This window comes from Amycolatopsis sp. WAC 04182, assembly GCF_003947465.1.
Classification (GTDB): domain Bacteria; phylum Actinomycetota; class Actinomycetes; order Mycobacteriales; family Pseudonocardiaceae; genus Amycolatopsis.
On record NZ_QHJJ01000005.1, the window covers coordinates 285604 to 299413 of the forward strand.

The 13810-nt window shown below is 68.4% G+C and carries 17 protein-coding genes; 9 read left to right on the forward strand and 8 right to left on the reverse strand.

Features of this window, described 5'->3' with window-relative positions; genetic code table 11:
• The first annotated feature begins 42 nt into the window (after positions 1-42).
• On the forward strand, positions 43-657 hold the full coding sequence (locus DMH01_RS27315; RefSeq protein WP_125680071.1) for a LysE/ArgO family amino acid transporter: 615 nt from the start codon (positions 43-45) through the stop codon (positions 655-657).
• Here DMH01_RS27315 and DMH01_RS27320 read toward each other — a convergent pair whose 3' ends face one another.
• Together DMH01_RS27320 and DMH01_RS27325 are read right to left on the reverse strand one after the other, a co-directional pair.
• On the reverse strand, positions 658-1482 hold the full coding sequence (locus DMH01_RS27320; protein WP_125680072.1) for an aldo/keto reductase: 825 nt from the start codon (positions 1480-1482) through the stop codon (positions 658-660). It lies immediately after the preceding gene.
• Positions 1483-1487: 5 nt separating this feature from the next.
• Positions 1488-2327 carry an NAD-dependent epimerase/dehydratase family protein gene (locus DMH01_RS27325; RefSeq protein WP_125680073.1) on the reverse strand — a complete coding sequence of 280 codons (840 nt, stop codon included), beginning with the start codon at positions 2325-2327 and terminating at the stop codon, positions 1488-1490.
• Between the two features lie 46 nt (positions 2328-2373).
• Here DMH01_RS27325 and DMH01_RS27330 point away from each other — a divergent pair, with 46 nt between their 5' ends.
• Complete coding sequence (locus tag DMH01_RS27330; RefSeq protein ID WP_125680074.1) at positions 2374-2877, forward strand: Lrp/AsnC family transcriptional regulator; 504 nt, start codon at positions 2374-2376, stop codon at positions 2875-2877.
• A 107-nt stretch (positions 2878-2984) separates the two neighbouring features.
• Entirely contained in the window at positions 2985-3842 is an 858-nt protein-coding gene (locus tag DMH01_RS27335; RefSeq protein ID WP_125680075.1) for an alpha/beta fold hydrolase, read from the forward strand.
• Positions 3843-3846: 4 nt separating this feature from the next.
• Here the strand turns inward: DMH01_RS27335 and DMH01_RS27340 are convergent, their stop codons facing one another.
• The 3 genes from DMH01_RS27340 to DMH01_RS27350 all read right to left on the reverse strand — a co-directional run bounded on the left by DMH01_RS27340 (position 3847) and on the right by DMH01_RS27350 (position 6047).
• Positions 3847-4842 carry a DUF2203 family protein gene (locus DMH01_RS27340; protein WP_125680076.1) on the reverse strand — a complete coding sequence of 332 codons (996 nt, stop codon included), beginning with the start codon at positions 4840-4842 and terminating at the stop codon, positions 3847-3849.
• A 21-nt stretch (positions 4843-4863) separates the two neighbouring features.
• The gene (locus tag DMH01_RS27345; RefSeq protein ID WP_125680077.1) at positions 4864-5451 is read right to left on the reverse strand and encodes a hypothetical protein; all 588 of its coding nucleotides are present in this window, start codon (positions 5449-5451) and stop codon (positions 4864-4866) included.
• A gap of 83 nt (positions 5452-5534) precedes the next feature.
• Entirely contained in the window at positions 5535-6047 is a 513-nt protein-coding gene (locus DMH01_RS27350; protein ID WP_233621690.1) for a hypothetical protein, read from the reverse strand.
• Positions 6048-6286: 239 nt separating this feature from the next.
• Between DMH01_RS27350 and DMH01_RS27355 the strand changes: the two genes are divergently transcribed.
• On the forward strand, positions 6287-7510 hold the full coding sequence (locus DMH01_RS27355) for an NADP-dependent isocitrate dehydrogenase (RefSeq protein WP_034304555.1): 1224 nt from the start codon (positions 6287-6289) through the stop codon (positions 7508-7510).
• A gap of 191 nt (positions 7511-7701) precedes the next feature.
• Entirely contained in the window at positions 7702-8007 is a 306-nt protein-coding gene (locus DMH01_RS27360; RefSeq protein WP_125680078.1) for an SH3 domain-containing protein, read from the forward strand.
• A 106-nt stretch (positions 8008-8113) separates the two neighbouring features.
• Here DMH01_RS27360 and DMH01_RS27365 read toward each other — a convergent pair whose 3' ends face one another.
• Entirely contained in the window at positions 8114-8857 is a 744-nt protein-coding gene (locus DMH01_RS27365; RefSeq protein ID WP_125680079.1) for an MBL fold metallo-hydrolase, read from the reverse strand.
• A gap of 56 nt (positions 8858-8913) precedes the next feature.
• On the opposite strand from DMH01_RS27365, the gene DMH01_RS27370 reads away from it, so the two are divergent.
• Both DMH01_RS27370 and DMH01_RS27375 read left to right on the forward strand, forming a co-directional pair.
• The gene (locus tag DMH01_RS27370; RefSeq protein ID WP_034304559.1) at positions 8914-9720 is read left to right on the forward strand and encodes an exodeoxyribonuclease III; all 807 of its coding nucleotides are present in this window, start codon (positions 8914-8916) and stop codon (positions 9718-9720) included.
• Between the two features lie 12 nt (positions 9721-9732).
• Positions 9733-10593, forward strand: a complete 861-nt coding sequence (locus tag DMH01_RS27375) for a hypothetical protein (RefSeq protein WP_125680080.1) — start codon at positions 9733-9735, stop codon at positions 10591-10593.
• On the opposite strand, the gene DMH01_RS27380 is transcribed toward DMH01_RS27375, so the two are convergent.
• Positions 10587-11087 (reverse strand): cupin domain-containing protein, encoded by a 501-nt coding sequence (locus DMH01_RS27380; protein ID WP_125680081.1) that lies wholly within the window; start codon positions 11085-11087, stop codon positions 10587-10589. The genes DMH01_RS27375 and DMH01_RS27380 overlap by 7 nt on opposite strands.
• Before the next feature lie 65 nt (positions 11088-11152).
• On the opposite strand from DMH01_RS27380, the gene DMH01_RS27385 reads away from it, so the two are divergent.
• On the forward strand, positions 11153-11653 hold the full coding sequence (locus DMH01_RS27385) for a MarR family winged helix-turn-helix transcriptional regulator (RefSeq protein ID WP_125680082.1): 501 nt from the start codon (positions 11153-11155) through the stop codon (positions 11651-11653).
• 56 nt (positions 11654-11709) lie between these two features.
• Here the strand turns inward: DMH01_RS27385 and DMH01_RS27390 are convergent, their stop codons facing one another.
• Positions 11710-12597, reverse strand: a complete 888-nt coding sequence (locus tag DMH01_RS27390; RefSeq protein ID WP_125680083.1) for a glycoside hydrolase family 19 protein — start codon at positions 12595-12597, stop codon at positions 11710-11712.
• A gap of 399 nt (positions 12598-12996) precedes the next feature.
• On the opposite strand from DMH01_RS27390, the gene DMH01_RS27395 reads away from it, so the two are divergent.
• A complete protein-coding gene (locus DMH01_RS27395; protein ID WP_125680413.1) occupies positions 12997-13323 on the forward strand; it encodes a hypothetical protein in 327 nt (108 codons plus the stop codon).
• Positions 13324-13810: the final 487 nt, after the last annotated feature.

The following is a 13810-nucleotide window of genomic DNA, read 5'->3' on the forward strand; positions in this document are numbered from 1 at the left end:
TTTAGCTGTACTGTTGACGAACGGCTTCCTAGTGTTGTCCGCATGGGAGACGTTCTGTTCAGCGCGGTCGCCGGGTTCGGCGCCACCATGGCCCTCATCGTCGCGATCGGCGCGCAGAACGCCTTCGTGCTGCGCCAGGGCATCCGGCGCGAAGCCGTGCTCGTCGTGGTGCTGATCTGCATCTTCTCCGACGCCATCCTGGTCAGCCTCGGCGTCGGCGGGGTCGGCGCGCTGGTGGGGACGTCACCCGAAGCGCTGACCATCGTCGCGCTGGTCGGCGGTGCTTTCTTGCTCTGCTACGGCGCTCTCGCGGCCCGTCGCGCGTTCAAGCCGTCCACGCTGGAGACCGGCGGCCCGGAGACCGGCGGATCGTTGCGCCGCATCGTGCTGACCACGCTGGCGATCACCTGGCTGAATCCGCACGTCTACCTCGACACGCTCCTGCTGCTCGGCGCGATCGCGGCCGGGCACGGCAGCGACCGGTGGGCGTTCGGCGTGGGGGCGGTGTCGGCCAGCGTGATCTGGTTCCTCGCGCTCGGTTTCGGCGCGCGGCTGCTCAGCGGGTTCTTCCGCAAGCCGTCGTCGTGGCGGGTGCTCGACGGGCTGGTCGCCGCGACGATGATCGGCCTGGGCGTGGCGCTGGTGGCCGGAGCCTGATCACGGCAAGCGAGCCAGCATTTCGGTGGTGAGCACGAGATCGGCCGCGGCCGCCGAATCGCGGATGGTCGCGGGCCTCGTCGAACCGGGGATCGCGATCATCGACGGCGATTTCGCGAGCAGCCAGGCCAGGCACACCCGCTGCGGGCTGACGCCGAGATCTTCGGCCACGGAAAGGAATTCCCCGCCGATGCCGCGGAGCGGGCCCCACGGCAGGTAGGCGAGCCCGAGTTCGGCGCACAGGGCCAGTTCCGGTTCGTGCGACAGATTCGCGGGCGCGTGCTCGTTCTGTACCGAAACCAGTGTCTCGCCGAGGATGTCCCGCGCTTCGAGGATCTGCGCGCGGGAGACGTTGGAGATCCCGGCGAGCCGGATCTTGCCTTCGCCGGCCAGTTCCTTGATCGCACCGACGGACTCCGCCCACGGCACGTTCTCGTCGGGCTTGTGCAGCTGGTAGAGCCCGATGGTGTCGGCGCCGAGCCGTTTCAGTGAGCCCTCGCAGGCGTTCCTGAGGTGCGCGGGAGTCCCGGTGACGGTCCACGAGCCGTCACCGGGACGGCCACGGCCGCCCTTGGTCGCGACGAGCACCGCGTCCGAGTCGCCGCGGACGGCCAGCGCGTCGGCGATCAGCTCCTCGTTGTGGCCGACTTCGCCCGCGTGCCAGTGGTAGGAGTCGGCCGTGTCGATCAGCGTGACGCCGGCGTCGAGCGCGGCGTGGATCGTGGCGATCGCGCGGTCCCGATCCGGTCGCCCCTCGATCGACAGGGGCATCGCGCCCAGCCCGATCGCGCTCACTTCGAGGTCTCCGATGCTGCGGTAACGCATGGGGGTCAAGCCTTTCTGGCGTCTTCGACGGTTTCGCCGAGCCAATCGGTGGTGGAGGAGAAGGAGAAGCCGAGGCCGGTCGCGCGCGAGGTGTCCAGGACGGCGTACCGGTCGAAGGAGAACGGCGAGGCGTCCTGCTCGACGACTCGGAACCGGGGCTCGACCGAGATCGCGCGGGCGATGTCCAGGGCGGAAAGCGCGCCGTGCGAACCGGCGTTGACCGGACCCGTGAAGTCCGCGAGCGTGGCCCAGCTCAGGAAGTCCGCGATCTCACTCGCGTGGATGAACGTCGACGGCCGCGGTTCCGCGTGGACGTCCACGGCGTCCCCCGCGTCCAGCCGTTCGACGTAATGGCGCAGCCGCCCGGTGAAATCCTCGCCGCCGAGGACGTGCGCGACGCGTACCGAAGCGAACGGTGTGTCTCCCGCCGCGAAGACCGTCTCGGCCTGCCGCTTGCCTTCGCCGTAGTCGTACGAAGATGCCCCGAGGTCGATCGGCACGGGGGAGACCAGCGATTCGGTCATCGGCGTCTCCGTCCGCACCTGGTCGTAGACCTCGATCGTGGACGTCATGACGTAGCGGTCCGTGCGGAAGACACGGCGCGCGATCTCCGCCTGGACCGGCGTGTAGCAGACCTGGTCGAGCACGACGTCGAAGGAACGGGAACCCAGCGCGGCCTTCAGCCCGGCCTCGTCGTCGCGGTCGGCGATCAGGTGGGCGACGCCGGACGGGGCAGGTGCGGAGCCGCGGTTGAGGACGGTGACGTCCGAGCCGGCGTCGCGCAGCCGCTCGACCACCCCGCGGCCGAAGTACCGGCTTCCGCCGAGAACGAGCACTTTCTTCATGTCCACCAGTGTTACGGTGGCGATCCGGGCGTTTGAAGGGGAGAACATGGGTGAATCGGCGGAATCGCTGAAAGAATCTCGGCCTGATCGCGGTTTCACCGAAAGCTCACTGGACGTGATCGACCGGCGACTCCTCGAACTCCTCCAGGAGGAAGGCCGCATCACCCTGAGCGAGCTCGGGCGCCGCGTTTCGCTGAGCCCCGCCGCCGTCGGCGAGCGAGTCAAACGGCTCGAAGCCAGTGGCACGATCACCGGCTACGCGGCGCTCGTTTCGCCCGCCGGGATCGGCCTGGGGCTGCGGGCGTTCGTGCGGATGGCGCCGCACAGCGGGTTCACCGTCCGGCACCCGCGCACGCGGAAGATCATGGACCGGCCGGAGATCCTCGAATTGCACCATGTGGTGGGGGAGGACTGCTGGATCCTCAAGATCGCCGTGCGCGACACCACTCACCTGGAAGAGTTGCTGGAGGACCTCTCCGTGCTGGGTGCCACGACGACGTCGATCGTCATGTCCAGCCCGATCGAACGGCGAGTGCTGCTGCCCTTGTGATCCGTCACAAGAGCCGGCCGGCAAGTCTGGTCGTTCTCCTGGTTCCGGTCGTCGCTTTGTGACGCATGATGACTCGCATCACATACTGACGAGTAACCGGAGGCAGGATGCGAGCCGGCAGGATCCTCACCACGCTTGTCGCGGCCCTGACGTTCACCATCGCCGTCCCGGCGGCGGCGAGCGCGGCGCCGTCGAGCGGCTGGAACGACTGGTCGTGCGTGCCGAGCGCGAGCCACCCCGAGCCCGTGGTGCTGGTGCACGGACTCGGCGGCAACGCGACGACCAACTGGTTCCACCACGCGCCGAAGCTCAAGGACGCCGGTTACTGCGTCTATTCGCTGACCTACGGCGCCACCGTCCTGGGTGGACAGTTGTTCGGCGGGCTCGCCTCCATGCGGAAGAGCGCCGTCGAACTCGGCGCGTTCGTCGACCGTGTGCGAGCGAGCACCGGCGCGGACAAGGTCGACATCGTCGGGCATTCCGAGGGCACGACGATGCCCGCGTACTACCTCAAATTCGGGGGAGGCGCGGAGAAGGTGAAGCATTTCGTCGGGTTCGGCTCGAACTTCAAAGGCACTTCGCTCAACGGCCTCTCCGGCCTCGCCAAAGCCGTGCTGTCGGTGCCCGGCATCGATCTCCTCGCCGACGGCGTCTGCGGGGCCTGCCGCGAATACCTCGCGCCGTCGGAGTTCCTCGACGACCTCGCCCGTGACGGCGTGACCGTGCCGGGGCCGACCTACACGAGCATCGTGAGCCGCCACGATCGAGTGGTCACGCCGTACACCAGCGGCGTCCTGGACGAGCCGGGCGCGACCGACATCGTGCTGCAGGACTGGTGCGGTTCCGACGTGTCCGGGCATCTGAGCCAGGCGATCGATCCGAACGTGACGAGCCTGATCCTCAAGGCGCTCGACCCGGAGAACGCGCCCGCGCCGAAGTGCGTGCCGTTCTTCGCGCCGCTGTAGGGGCTCAGGGCCTGGTCGCGTGCACCACGAACACCGACCGGACCCGATCCTCGGTCTCGACGTCGAGGCGTTTCACGGTCACCTCGGTGAAGCCGGCTTCGGAGGCCAGTTCCGCCGCGTCGTCCTCGGTTTCCGGCAGCTTCAGGTCGGCGGGGACGATGGCGGCGAACGCCTCCGAAGGCCGGAACGCCGACGCGAGCGGCAGGCTGAAGCCCACCCTGCCGCCCGGGCGCAGCGCCCGCAGCCAGTCGCGGAGCGCGGCCGCGCCGAGGAAGTGCAGCGAAGACGCGCACAGCACGGCGTCCGCGCCCTCGTCCTCCACCGGCGACGGAACCGCGGACGCGACCTGCCAGGTGATGCGTTTCCCGGGATCGTGCGTCGCCGCCTTCGTCTCGGCCTGGGCGATCATGCCCGGCGAGATGTCGATCGCGAGCACTTCGCCCGGCTCCAGGCGCAGCGCGGCGAACGCGGCCACGCCGGTCCCCGTCGCGACGTCGAGAACGCGCTCGGGTGCCGTGCAGCCGAGGCCGTCGACGAGCGCGTCGGCGACCAAGCCGTGAAAGGTGTCTTCGTCGTAGCGCGCGGCGATGCCGTCGAACAGCCCGGCCGCGATCTCCTCGGTCACGACCGCGACCCTATCCGGGAGACGGCGGCGACCGGCGAAACCCAGGTCGCCGCGGTGATACCAGGACAGCTCCGCATCGCCTTCGAGCCAGCAGAGCAGGACGTCGGCGCCGTCGAGTTCGGCGGGGAAGTCGATCAGGAGCGGGGCGAATCCCTTCAGCTCTGCACCCGTCCGCTGGACGGTGGTCATCAGGTCGTCCAGCCGGGCCTGCGCGGCCTTCCATTCCGGCATCCCGCCGAGCGACGTCTCGCGGCCGCCGGGGCGCAGGGACGCGGCGAGCTCGGCAGCGTCGGCGCGGAGCCGGACCAGCTCGTCGAGCACGGGGCGTAGCCGGGCGAGCTCGGCGCGGGCTTCGGGGACGGTGAACAAACCCATGCGCCGATGGTCCCAGCCCGCTCAGCGGCGCCGCCGGGCGAGTCTCGACGCGAGGCCGGCGCCGATCAGGAGGAAGCCCGTCGCGAGCAGGCCGCCGATGAACAGCCAGCTCGTGACGCCGTAGGTGACGTCGTTCTGCGGCAGGTACTTCACCAGCCGGAAGCCCCATTCCGGGACCGCGATCGTGGCCACGCCGGGGGCGACACCCCAGACGAGGCCGCCGAGGATCGGGCCGGTCGCCGACAGCGCGCCGAGCAACCCGACCGACAGCAACAGGATCCCGCCTCCCACCAGGAGGCCGATGCTGAGGACGTCACGCTGGGTGCTGAGCGTCGCCTGGACGAGCATCTGCTGCCGCAGGCCGCCCCAGGCCAGCAGGCCGAGGGCGACCGGCGTCAGGATCAGGCCACCCGCGCCACTGAGGACGCGACGCACGCCTCGGCCCGCGCGCGGGTCTTCGGGCACCAGGTCGTCGTCGAAGGGCTCGTACGGTTCATACGACTCGACGTCCTCGTACGGCCTCCGAGGGTCCTTCGGTTCCTGCTCGTACTCGCCGTACTCCTGGTAGTCCTCGTCGTCGTACTCCGCGACGTACCGGTGCGATGACATGGGCGGGTCACCTCCCTGCACCGGACTACGGACGCCGGCCCCCTTCGGTTCACTTCGATCTCCGCCGGATCGCGTTTAGCCCGCTAAACGCGATTCGCGCGGCGCCGCGAGAGGGTGCCGACCAGGCCGGCCCCGACGAGCAGGAATCCGCTCGCGAACAGGGCGCCCATCACCAGCCAGGTCACCAAGCCCGTCCCGAGGCTCGCCCCGGTCACGTCGTAGGTGAGCCTCATGATGTCTTGCGGGCTCAGCAGGAACGTCAGTCCCGGCAGCACGCCCCACATCAGTCCACCCACCACGGGCCCGATCCCGGACAGCGCCCCGAGGAGCGCGACGCCGACCAGGAGCACGCCGCCGAGGACCAGCAAGAACAGGCTGAGCGGGTCTTCGCCGACGGACAGGTACTGCGCGAGGCTGCGCTGCAGTTGTGAGCCGCTGTAGATCACCAGGCCGAGAGCGACCGGCGTCAGCAGCACCCCACCGAGTGCGCTGAGCACGCGCGGCACGGCCCGGCTCGCTTGCCTAGGCTGGGCGCCGTAAGGCTCCGGGGCCTGAGCTTGCTCGTACGGGGGCACGGCGTAGGGGTTGTTCGTCATGGGACCGCCCTTTCCAGTGGGCCGGCGGAGGAGTGCTGTTCGATGATGTCGCGGCTCGCGTGGTTCCGTGACGGCCGGATGGCCGTCGTCCGACCGGGTGACGTCGGTCACAACGGCCTCGTGGAGACTTGATACCGACCACTACTGGAACCATCCAGGACCGTTAAGCAGTACGCTTGTACCGCTACCGGAGAGACTGAAGTAGAACGCGAAGATCCGCGGAAGGAGCACCGCTGCTCATGGCCAAGATCAAGGTCCAGGGCACCGTCGTCGAGCTCGACGGCGATGAGATGACCCGCATCATTTGGCAGTTCATCAAGGACAGGCTGATCCACCCGTACCTGGACGTGAACCTGGAGTACTACGACCTGGGTATCGAGGAGCGGGACCGCACCGACGACCAGGTCACCGTCGACTCGGCCAACGCGATCAAGAAGCACGGCGTCGGCGTCAAGTGCGCCACGATCACGCCGGACGAGGCGCGCGTCGAAGAGTTCGGCCTGAAGAAGATGTGGCTCTCGCCGAACGGCACGATCCGCAACATCCTCGGCGGTGTGATCTTCCGCGAGCCGATCGTCATCCAGAACATCCCGCGTCTGGTGCCCGGCTGGACCAAGCCGATCATCATCGGCCGTCACGCGCACGGTGACCAGTACAAGGCGACCAACTTCAAGGTCCCGGGTCCCGGCACGCTGACCATCAGCTACACCCCGGACGACGGCTCCGAGCCGATGGAGTTCGAGGTCGCGAAGTTCCCCGAGGGCGGCGGCGTCGCCATGGGGATGTACAACTACCGCAAGTCCATCGAGGACTTCGCGCGCGCCTCGCTGCAGTACGGCCTCGACCGTGAGTACCCGGTCTACATGTCGACCAAGAACACCATCCTCAAGGCCTACGACGGCATGTTCAAGGACGTGTTCGAGGAGATCTACCAGGCCGAATTCAAGGCCGACTTCGACGCCAAGGGCATCTCCTACGAGCACCGCCTGATCGACGACATGGTCGCCGCGGCGATGAAGTGGGAGGGCGGCTACGTCTGGGCCTGCAAGAACTACGACGGTGACGTCCAGTCCGACACGGTCGCGCAGGGCTTCGGCTCGCTGGGCCTGATGACGTCGGTGCTGCGCACCCCGGACGGCAAGACCGTCGAGGCCGAGGCCGCGCACGGCACCGTGACCCGGCACTACCGCCAGCACCAGCAGGGCAAGCCGACCTCGACCAACCCGATCGCGTCCATCTACGCGTGGACCCGGGGCCTCGAGCACCGCGGCAAGCTGGACTCGAACCCGGAGCTGATCGGGTTCGCGAACAAGCTGGAGCAGGTCGTCGTCGAGACCGTCGAGAGCGGCAAGATGACCAAGGACCTCGCGCTGCTGATCAGCAAGGACCAGGCCTTCCAGACCACCGAGGAGTTCCTCGCGACGCTGGACGCCAACCTGGCCAAGAAGATCGCCCAGGGCTGAGTCGCGTAAGCGCTTGAAGGCCCCCTTCCCTCGCGGAAGGGGGCCTTTTCGCGTTGTGACGGTGGGTAGCCCGTGACCGGCCGGGGTTGGCGCCTCCGGGTGGTTGGCAATCCTGGATCTGGGCGGCCGCCCCGGCTTCTGCCACTCTGTACCGGACAGAAAACGATTCCCTTGTTCGAGGAGTGACCACCATGGCCATCTCGAAACCGGTCTTGTTCGTCGGCGGCGGACTGGCGCTGATCGTCGTCGTCGCCATCTCGGGACAGGACAGGGAGTCGAGCGCGTCGAGCCCGACCGGTTGCCAGGTCGTGGTGACGGCCGACGTGCTCAACGCGCGCGACGCCCCCGGCGGGCAGAAGATCGTCGGCAAGTACGTCAAGGACGCGAAGATCGACGCGCAGCCGGTGGTCGAGAACGGCTTCCGCAAGATCGCCGAGGGCAAGTGGGTCTCCGCCGAGTTCGCGCGCCCGGTCGAAGGCGCGAAATGCGGCCCGTGACCTGCGGCTTCGCGTTTAGCCCGCGAAACGCAAGTGGGCTCTGACCTGGGGGATCGCGTTTAGCCCGCTAAACGCGCGTCGGGTGCGCTGACCTGCGGGATCGCGTTTAGCCCGCTAAACGCAGGTGGGCGCCTTCCTCGGCCGCCAGCACCTCGCCGCTGAACTCGCTCCGCGCTTCGGCCACCGAAACCGCGCGGTCGGAACCGGGCCAGAAGTGGGTCAGCAGCAGTCGCTGGGCACCGCCTCGCTCGGCCCAGTACCCGGCCTCGCCCGCCGTCGACACCAGACGCGGCGTCTCGTCGGGCGACGGTCCCTGAAGCGTGGCGTCGGCGATGAGGAGGTCCGCGTCACGCGCCAGCTCCGCGAGGATCGGGCTCGGCCCGCTGTCACCGGTGTAGGCGACGGTGAGCCCGGGCGCGGTCAGGCGGACTCCGTAGTTCGGCACATGGTGCGGAAGCAGGAACGTGGTCATCCGGAACGGCCCGACCTCGCGTGGCGGGCCGAGTTCGCGCACGTCGAAGATCGTCGTCGGATGCGGTCGCGGCTCCAGCGCTTCGAGCCGGCGTACCGTGCCCGGAGTGCAGTGCAACGGGATCCTCGGCTCGTCCGGCAGCCCGTAGGCACGCGCCCGGCCGAGCGCGCTCACGTCGGCGCAGTGATCGGGATGCTCGTGCGTCACCACCACCGCGTCGACCCGGCCGCCCGGGCAGTGCTCGAACAGCCGTGACGCGGCGCCGTAGCCGAGGTCGAGCACGACTTTGAAACCCTCGTGGACCAGGAGGAAACCGGCGCAGGCCCGGCCGGGTTCCGGCCAGGCGCCGCAGCTGCCCAGCACGGTCAGCTCGCTCATGCGCGCAGTCTCGCAGAGCGAACGCCCTGCCGGTTCTGTCGGACCCTCCGGGTAGCGTGCGACGGGTGCTGACCGTCTCCACTGTGAATGTCAACGGCCTTCGTGCCGCCGCGAAAAAGGGCTTCGTCGAGTGGCTGGGCTCGACGAAGGCCGATGTCGTCGCCTGCCAGGAGGTCCGGGCCGAGCTCAAGGAGCTCCCGGCCGGTGCCGCCGCGCCCGAAGGCTGGCACGTGGTGCACGCGCCGTCGGCGCAGAAGGGGCGAAACGGCGTCATGCTCTTCAGCCGGGCGGAGCCGGAAGAGGTCCGCATCGGTTTCGGCGAGCCCGAATTCGAGGACAGCGGACGCTACGCCGAGATCCACCTGCCGAATGTCGTGGTCGCGAGCCTGTACCTGCCCAGCGGCGACGTCGGAACCCCGCGTCAGGACGAAAAGGAGCGCTTCATGACGGCGTTCCTGCCGTACCTCGTCGACCTGCGCGCCAAGGCCGAGGCAGGCGGCCGTGAGGTCGTCGTCGTGGGCGACTGGAACATCGCCTACGACAAGATCGACCTGAAGAACTGGCGCGGGAACCAGAAGAGCTCGGGCTTCCTGCCGGAGGAGCGGGAATGGCTCGGCCGCGTGTTCAGCGAGGCCGGCTACGTCGACGTGCAGCGCAAGCTCGACCCGGAAGGCCCCGGCCCGTACACCTGGTGGTCGTACCGCGGGAAGGCGTTCGACAACGACACCGGCTGGCGCATCGACTGCCAGATCGCCACCCCCGGCCTGGCCGAGCGGTGCACCTCCGTCGTGGTCGAGCGCGCCGAGTCCTACGACCGGCGCTGGTCCGACCACGCGCCGGTGACGGCGACCTACTCCGGCTAGCCTGGTCCGGTCATGGAGACGAACGAAGCCAGACGCATCGAGGCGACGAACGCCGAGCGCTACGCGATGTCCGGCCAGTACGGGTGGGAGTTCAGCCCGGACGCGCCGAACATGCTGGAACGGTGGACGGTGCTGCCGTTCAACCAGCGCGGCGACAAGCGGATGGCGTTCGGCGCGCTGAACGGCATGTACCAAGGGCTGCGGTTCAGCGTCTTCGACTACCACCGCCGCCCGACGGTCACGAGCGTGCACACGCGGTGGACCAACAAGAAGGTCAACGAGCTCGACACGATCTCGATCGACACGGTCTGGGCCGTCACCCTGCCCGCGCCGATGCCGAACTTCCAGATCGTGTCGAGTATCGAGTCCGCCTGGGACGTCGAGCAGTATCCGGAGCCCGCCACCGCGGACCGGAAGTTCAACCGCTGGTACAAGCTGATCGACACCGACCCGAACGTCGCGGTCGCCGTGCTGACGCCCCAGGTCGCCGCCACGATGCGCTCCTTGAAGCTGCACACCTGGTCGCTGGTGGGCGCGGAACTGGTCTACGTCGAGAATCCGACGTTCGGCCGGACCAAGCCGGATGAGGTGCTTTCGACGCTGGGGCGTCTCGCGCAACTGGTGTCGTTGCTGCCGTTCCACCTCGGTGGCGGTCAGCCGGCCGCGCCGCCTCCGCCGCAACAGCCCCAGTACCCGCACCAGCCGTATCCACCGCGGAATCCCGGCTACCCGCAGCAGTATCCGCCTCCGCCGCAGTACGGACAGCAACCGTATCCGCCGCAGCATCAGGGTTATCCGCCACCGCACTATCCACCACCGCAGTACCCGCAGCCCGGATATCCGCCACCGGGGTACCCGCCGCGCGGTTACTGACGGGACTTCGCGCTCTCCGTCCACACTGGACTCTCGACGAAGTGGTTGTCGAACTTTTCCTGACTGTCCAAGAGATCCTGGACGGTCGCTTCGCCGTGTCCGACCTTCTCCAGCAGGCGGAAGTAGTCGAACCGTTCCACGCCGGGGATGAACACGATCAGGACGTCCGCCAGTGAGTCCACGGCCGCGCGGAAAGCGTGGGTGGTCAGTGGCGGGACGACCAGCATGTCGCCTTCGGAAACGGTGACGATCTCTTCTCCCACAAGGACTTCCAGCTTTCCGCCGAGCATGAAGAACATCTCGGCGGAACCGGTGTGATAGTGCGGCGCGGCTCCATCGGCGCCGACGCCCAACCGTGTTCGCACGCTGCTCAGAACTCCGCCTGTGGTCGAGACGTCGGCGAGCAGCGTGACGAGAGAGGGGGCCGCGCCGACGGTCTCGGCTTCGGCGGCGCGGACGAGGACGGGTTCACGGGTTTCGATGCGCTGAGTCATACCCAAGATGGTTCCATCGCTGATAGTTCGCTGTCAAACTATCTCCCGTCGAATAGACTGCGTCCGTGAGCGAAGAACGAAACACGGACGCGATCGACGCGGTCGTCGGCGCGTGGCGCCGTGAGCGGCCGGAGCTGGACTTGACGGCGATCGGGGTCGCGGGCCGCCTCGGCCGCGTGGCGATGCTGGCCACTCCCAAGGTGGAAGCCGTGTTCGCGAAGCACGGCTTGAAGCAGGGGGAGTTCGATGTGCTCGCGGCGCTCAGGCGATCCGGGGAGCCGTACACGCTGATCCCCTCCGAGCTTTCCGCGACGCTGATGATGTCCAGGGCCGGGATGACCAGCAGGATCGACCGGCTCGAGTCGGCGGGACTGGTGGAACGGGCGCTGGATCCGGAAGACCGGCGCAGCTTCCGGGTCACGCTGACCGCGCGCGGGTTCGAAGTCGTCGACGCCGCGATGACCGAGCACACGGAGAACGTCGCGAAGCTATTCTCGCCGCTCGGCGAGGATCTCGCAGTCCTGGACGCTTCGCTGCGACGGCTGCTGACATCCCTCGAACGCTGAAGGGGCCCTTCGCCGCGTCATATGTGGCGAAGGGCCCCTTCGGCACCCTGGATGGATCAGCAGTACAGGTTGCCGCCCGGGCTCACGCCGAGGATGCCGGTGAACTGCTGGTACTTGTTCACGCGGCTCTGCACCTGGGCGGGGTTGCCGCCGTTGCACTCGATGCTGCCGTTGATGCTGCGGATGGTCTCACCGAAGCCGCGGCTGTTGACCATCGCGTTGTGCGGGGTCATCGTGCCGGGGCCGTTCTGGGTCATCCAGTACCAGATGCCGGTCTTCCAGGCGACGGCCGCGTCGTTCTGCACCAGCCACGGGTTGGTCAGCAGCGGCAGGCCCAGCGCGTCGCCGGCGGCCTTGTAGTTGAAGTTCCAGCTCAGCTGGATCGGGCCGCGGCCGTAGTACGCGGCGTTGCCCGCCGGGCAGCCGTAGGACTGGCTCGTGTCGCAGTAGTGCGGGTAGTTGGCCTCGTTCTGTTCGACGATATGGACGAGGCCGCCGGTCTCATGGCTGACGTTCGCCAGGAAGGCCGCGGCTTCCTGCTTCTTCACGGTGTCGCTGCCCGTGCCCGCGAAGGCCGGGTACGCGCTCAGGGCGGTGACCAGGCCGTTGTAGGTGTAGAAGGGGTTCCGGCTCGGGAACATCTGGTTGAACTGGGCCTCGCTGACCACGAAGCCGGACGGGTTCGGCGGGTTGGTCGTGCCGCCGCCGCAGGTGCCCTGATCGGCCCAGACCTGCGCGCTACCTGGGGTTTCGTTCTGCGTCCACCACTTCGCGGACCAGTTGTGCCCGTTGTAGGAGGCGGTGTTGCCGCCCCAGTAGACCGAGCTCGCGTTCCACGGCGCCACGCAGTCCGCGGCGGAGGCGGACTGGGCCGGGACGACCACGGCGACCGTGGTGGCGGCGAAGGTGGCGGCGACCGCCGCGAGGATACGTCGAAGAGACATCGGTGGCTCCTTCGTACGAGGGGACCATGCAGGGAGATTGGTCTATACCTTTTAAGGGGTATGGCCAACAGGTATAGACCATTGCGCACAAGAAACCAACCGGCGAAAGCCGGATACTGCCTGTTCGGCCGCGCTTGACAGCCGAATGGCCCAAACCCTTGTCCGCTTTTGTCGGAAACCGCTTCGCGCGCGACAACTCTGAGAAGAGGGGTGCTCGAAACATCCCCCCTGTGAGGGGCTAGTCTCGTGCCCCGAGTTGATCAGAACCCACAGGTCTTGACACGCTCGGTAGTTTTTTGACCAGCAGCCTGGAAATGCTCACTCGTTCGGGTTAGCGTTCCGGTTCGGCAATGTCACGTCACGGGAGGCACTCCGGTGCGGAACGCAGTTCATCTCCTGATGCGATCGGCGCTGCCCGCGGCCAGGGCCGCGGCGGTCATCGCGATCCCGGTCGCGCTGCTCGTCGCGGGCGCGGTCCCGGCGTCGGCGGCGGACGCGACGTCGCGCTCGGAGATGGCGTTCGGTCTTCTGGGCCCGGTCGGCTTGATCGCCGTCGCGCTCGGTGTCGTCGGGATGGCCTTCGGCGTGTTCCGTCAGCGCCGGAAGGCCCGCGCGGCCGCCGTCGCCCCCGCTCCCGCCCCGGCGCAGCCCGCCACCCCGCACGTCGCGGCGATGGCCGAGGCCGTGCTCGCGGACGACGCCCTCACTCGCCAGCCGCGCCCCTGACCTGCGCCTCCCGGCCCCGGATCGCGATTAGGGGGCTAAACGCAGGTCGGTGCCTGGACCGGGCGGATCGCGTTTAGCCCGCTAAACGCAGGTCGGTGCCTGGACCGGGCGGATCGCGTTTAGCCCGCGAAACGCAGGTCGGCGGATTTCTTGGGTAGGTACACCTAGTCCCGCCCGGATTGTTTAGCCGCTCGCTGATCGCCACGCTCGGGTCCATGACGGTGACACGGCGTCGCAGCCGGCCCGGTGACCCCTTCCCCCGCGCCCTGGACCGGGCGATCACGGACAGCGGCCTCGGCCTCGACCGGATCCGGCACCGGCTCGCCCTGGAGGGCGTCCGGGTCAGCGTCGCGACCTTGAGCTACTGGCGGACCGGAAGAAGCCGCCCCGAGCGGTGCGACTCCCTGAAGGCGGTCGCGCTGCTGGAGCGGCTCTTCGAACTTCCGCACGGTTCCTTGCTGAACCGGCTGGGCCCGCGTCGCCCCCG